Below are 4299 nucleotides of genomic sequence, written 5' to 3' on the forward strand. Positions count from 1 at the left end.
CGCCGGCGTTGAGCGCCGCGACGAACGCGTCATATTGTTCGCGGTCCATCGGGCAGTTGATGTAATCCTTGCCGCCCTTGTCCCACCTGGCCGCCATCCAGCAGATGTCCATGTCGACGCTGTCGCGGTGCACGATCGGCGCGATGGCGTCGAAGAAGGCGAGCGCGTCGCGGCCGGTCTCGGCGGCGATCGCGGCGGCGAGGCCGGGGCCGGTCAGCGGCCCGGTGGCGATGATCGTCGGGTGATCGGGGAGGGCGTCGATCCGTTCGCGCACGACCGTGATGTTGGGGTGGCCCTCGATCGCCGCGGTCACCGCCGCGGCAAATGCCTCGCGGTCGACCGCCAGCGCCGAGCCGGCGGGGACGCGGTGAGCGTCGGCGCAGCGCAGGATCAGCGAGTCGAGGCTGCGCATTTCCTGGTGGAGCAGCCCGACCGCGTTATTGTCGGCATCGTCGCTGCGAAAGCTGTTCGAGCAGACCATTTCGGCCAGCGCGTCGCCGTCGTGCGCCGGGGTGGTGTCGCCGCCGCCCCGCATTTCGCTCAGCCGCACGCGCAACCCCGCCTCGGCCAGCTGCCACGCCGCCTCGGAACCGGCCAGCCCGCCGCCGATGATGTGAATGTCGTGGGTCACATCCCTGCGATACTGTGCTGTTGCCCCGCCGTCACCGGCAACTTGTGACATGGATGTTGCCCATGCGATGGTTTTTCGTCGCTGGGACGTGCGGGAGAGCAATGGATGCGAGGAATGGCCGGCCTGGCCTTGATCGCGACGAGCGCGCTGCTTTTAGCCGCTTCGTCGGCGAGCGCTGCGAGCCCCGGCCAACGCTATTCGGCCGCTCAGGTCCGCTCCGACCTGCGAAGCCTTTATGCAACGATGCAGGAGGCGCATTTCAACCTTTACGCGCGCACGCCCAAGGGCGCGTACGACGCTCACGTCGCGGGCCTCGTCGCGGCGGTCGAGGTCGACATGCCGAAGCCCCAGGCGCATTTAATGATGCAGCGACTGCTCGCCTTCGGCCGGGTCGCCCACGCGCGGACCGACGCGGCGGTCGCCGATGGCCTCGCCTATGTCAGGGGCGGGGGGCGGATCCTGCCGATCAACGTCCGCATCGTCGATGGCCGGATGATCCTGGACGAGTGGGCCGAAGCAACCGGCCGCCTCCCGCCCGGCTCCGAGATCCTTGGCGTCAATCGGGTACCCGTGGCGGACCTGTACGAGAAGTTGCGGACGATCGTCTCGGCCGACACCGATCGCCTGCTCCACGCGCAAGTCGAGCAGGCCTTGCCGATCTACCTCCATCTGCTGTTCGGGTCCCTCGATAAGGCGACGGTGGACGCCCGCCTGCCCAATGGCGAAACCGCTACGCTCGAAATCGCAGCGGTCGATCATGCCACGATGAAAGCGCTGGGAGCCGCCGATCCGGTCAAGGCGCCGGTGCTCGTCCAGAGCAAGCGCGAACATCGAATCCTCGGCAACGGCGTTGCCTACCTTCGGCCGGGGCCGTTCGGGAACTTGCCGGGCGAACCCATGGGCGAAGGAAAGTCCTATGATCCCGCCGGGTTCGACAAGTTCTTGACCAATGCGTTCGAGAATTTCGCGGCCGCGCGCTCGACCGACCTGATCATCGACCTGCGCGGCAATCCGGGCGGCGACAATAGTTTCTCCGATCTGATGGTGGCGCGGATCGCAAACCGTCCGTTCCGGTTTGCGTCGCGCTTCCAGGTCAAGGCAAGCGCGGCGACCAAGGCCCAATTCGCCAAAGAGGTGGTCGAACCCGGCACCTTGATGGCGGCCATGGTGGCTGCGGAGATGCGGGCGCCCAACGGATCGATCTACGCGGTTGAGCTGCCGCTGGTGGCGCCGCAGACATCCAATCGATTCGATGGAAAGCTGTGGGTGCTTATCGACCGCCACAGCTTCAGCAATGCGGCGGTCGTCGCGGCCCTGATCCAGGATTATCGCTTCGGAACCCTGATCGGCGAGGCCACGGCTGACCTGGCAACCACGTTCGGCTCGGTCGAGCATTTCAACCTGCCCCACAGCGGCATCACCATTGCCTATCCCAAAAGCTATTTGGTGAGGCCGAGCGGGGACGAGACGGTTGCCGGCGTCCAGCCCGACATCGCGCTTGAGCCCCAGCCTGTCGACGACGCCGTCGACCGAATTCTCGAGGCCGCGCTTACGCGGATCCAGGCCGCGCGCGGGAGGCAGGGCCAATGAGCATGCGCATCTACACCATCGGTTATGAAGGCGCGACGATGGCGGAGTTTCTTGCCGCGCTGGCCGCGGCTGGGGTCGCCCAGGTGATCGACGTGCGCGCGCTGCCGCTGTCGCGCCGGCCCGGCTTCTCGAAGACGCCGCTCACGGGGGCGCTGGCAGAGGCGGGGATCGGTTATGTCCATCTGAAAGCGCTCGGCACGCCGGCAGCGGGGCGCGAGGCGGCGCGAAAGGGGCGCCACGCCGAGCTTAAGCGCATCTACGCCGGCCAGCTCGAGCTGCCCGAGGCGATCGCGCAGGGCGCCGAGATGCTCGCACTGGCGCGGGAAACGCCGAGCGCCTTGCTGTGCTTCGAGCGCGATCCGGCGGGCTGCCACCGCTCGCTGTTGCTGGCGGCGGTGGCGCCCGGGGCCGAGGTGGTCGACCTGTTCGCCTAGACTGCGGACAGCTCGGCGGCGGCAGTCTCGCTGGTGATCAACGCCTCGATGTCGGGGATCGGGCGGCCGCTCATTTCCTTGTTGATGGTGGCGACGATGCGCCGCTCGACTTCCTTGTGGAGCGACTTGCGCAGCACGCCCAAGGCCTTGGGCGGGGCGACGATCGCGAGCGCATCGAAATCGTTCTGGAGCACGCGCTTCTTGAGCTCGTCGGCCGCTTCCTTGACCCATTCGTCCTCGGCCTGCTGGTGGAAATCGGTCTCGTCCATCGCCGGGCGCCCGTAGCCGCCGCTCTGCGCGGTTGTGCCCGGGCCATCTGTCTTCATCTCGCTGTCCTTGGCGTCCGCGCGCTCGTCATGCGCCTCGGTGCGCAGGTCGATCTGGTTGGCGTCGCCATGGTTGCGGAAGAACAGCATCTTGCGGCCGTCGAGGACCAACACCAAGGCCTGGTTGGGAAGGGGCATTCGGATCTCCTTGTCTGTGCCACTTCAACGAGGCGCGCGGGGAGCGCGTTCCCGCTATTCGCCGCCGTTTTCGTTCGGTTCGGAGCCACGTTGATCGAGGTCGGGGTCGGCCGGCTTGTCGAGCTCGGTTTCGCCGACCACCGCACCATCGTCGGGCGCCACCTCGCCGCCGCCCTCGAGCTCGACCTCCTCGTCGCTCTCGTCGATGCGCGCGACGCTGACCACCTGCTCATTGTCGCCGACGCGGAAGATCGTCACGCCCATCGTGTTGCGCCCGGCGATGCGGATGTCGGCGACGGTGGTACGGATGACCTTGGCCTGGTCGGTGACCAGCATCAATTGCTCGCCCGGGCTGACCGGGAAACTGGCGACCACGCAGCCGTTGCGCTCCGAGGTGTCGATGTTGGTGATGCCCTGGCCGCCGCGGTTGGTGCGGCGGTACTCGTAGGCCGAGGTGCGCTTGCCGTAGCCGTTTTCGGTGACGGTCAGGATGAACTGCTCGCGGCTTTCCATCTCGGCGATGCGGTCGGGCGAAATCGGGCATTCGCCCTCGCGCTCGGGCTTCCACGGGGCGAAGCGGAGATAGGCCTCGCGCTCCTCCTGGGTGGTGCCGACGCGGGTCAGGATCGACATCGAGATGACGCGGTCGTCGCCGAGCAGGCGGATGCCGCGCACGCCGGTCGAGGTGCGCGACTGGAACTCGCGGACGTCGGTCGACTTGAAGCGGATCGCTTTTCCCTGGCGGGTGGCGAGCAGCACGTCGTCGTCCTCGGTCAGCAGTTCGACCGCGATCAGGCGGTCGGTCGGGTCGCCCGCTTCCTCGCCCTCGGCGTCGCCATCGCTGAGGCCGAAGCGCATCGCGATCTTGCCCGCGGTCGGGACGTTGGTGAAGGCGTCCATGCTGTTGCGCCGCACCGTGCCGTTGGCGGTGGCGAACATGATGTGCAGCCCGCCCCAGGTTGCCTCGTCCTCGGGCAGCGGCAGCACGGTCGAGATCGTCTCGCCCTCGGCCAGCGGCAGCAGGTTGAGCATCGGCCGGCCCTTCGCGGTCGGGCCGCCCTCGGGCAGCCGCCACACCTTCATCCGGTAGACCTTGCCGGCGGAGGAGAAGAACAGCACCGGATTGTGAGTCGAGGTGACGAACAGCTCGGTGATCGCATCCTCGTCCTTGGTCGCCATC

The 4299-nt window shown here is 67.5% G+C and carries 5 protein-coding genes; 2 read left to right on the forward strand and 3 right to left on the reverse strand.

Translation table 11 applies throughout. The features are described from left to right. Positions 1-631: methylenetetrahydrofolate--tRNA-(uracil(54)-C(5))-methyltransferase (FADH(2)-oxidizing) TrmFO (gene trmFO / locus RMP08_RS01075; RefSeq protein WP_310467095.1), on the reverse strand; the 631-nt coding region annotated here is incomplete at its 3' end. A gap of 114 nt (positions 632-745) precedes the next feature. On the opposite strand from trmFO, the gene RMP08_RS01080 reads away from it, so the two are divergent. Further along, positions 746-2221, forward strand: coding sequence for a S41 family peptidase (locus RMP08_RS01080; protein ID WP_310467096.1), 1476 nt, complete (start codon positions 746-748; stop codon positions 2219-2221). Positions 2222-2223: 2 nt separating this feature from the next. Further along, positions 2224-2655, forward strand: coding sequence for a DUF488 domain-containing protein (locus RMP08_RS01085; protein WP_310467099.1), 432 nt, complete (start codon positions 2224-2226; stop codon positions 2653-2655). Here the strand turns inward: RMP08_RS01085 and RMP08_RS01090 are convergent. Then, entirely contained in the window at positions 2652-3119 is a 468-nt protein-coding gene (locus tag RMP08_RS01090) for a host attachment family protein (RefSeq protein ID WP_310467097.1), read from the reverse strand. The genes RMP08_RS01085 and RMP08_RS01090 overlap by 4 nt on opposite strands. Before the next feature lie 54 nt (positions 3120-3173). Beyond that, positions 3174-4299: DNA gyrase C-terminal beta-propeller domain-containing protein (locus tag RMP08_RS01095; RefSeq protein WP_310467098.1), on the reverse strand; the 1126-nt coding region annotated here is incomplete at its 5' end.

It is taken from the genome of Sphingomonas sp. (assembly GCF_031426035.1).
In the GTDB taxonomy this organism is placed as follows: Bacteria; Pseudomonadota; Alphaproteobacteria; order Sphingomonadales; family Sphingomonadaceae; genus Sphingomicrobium.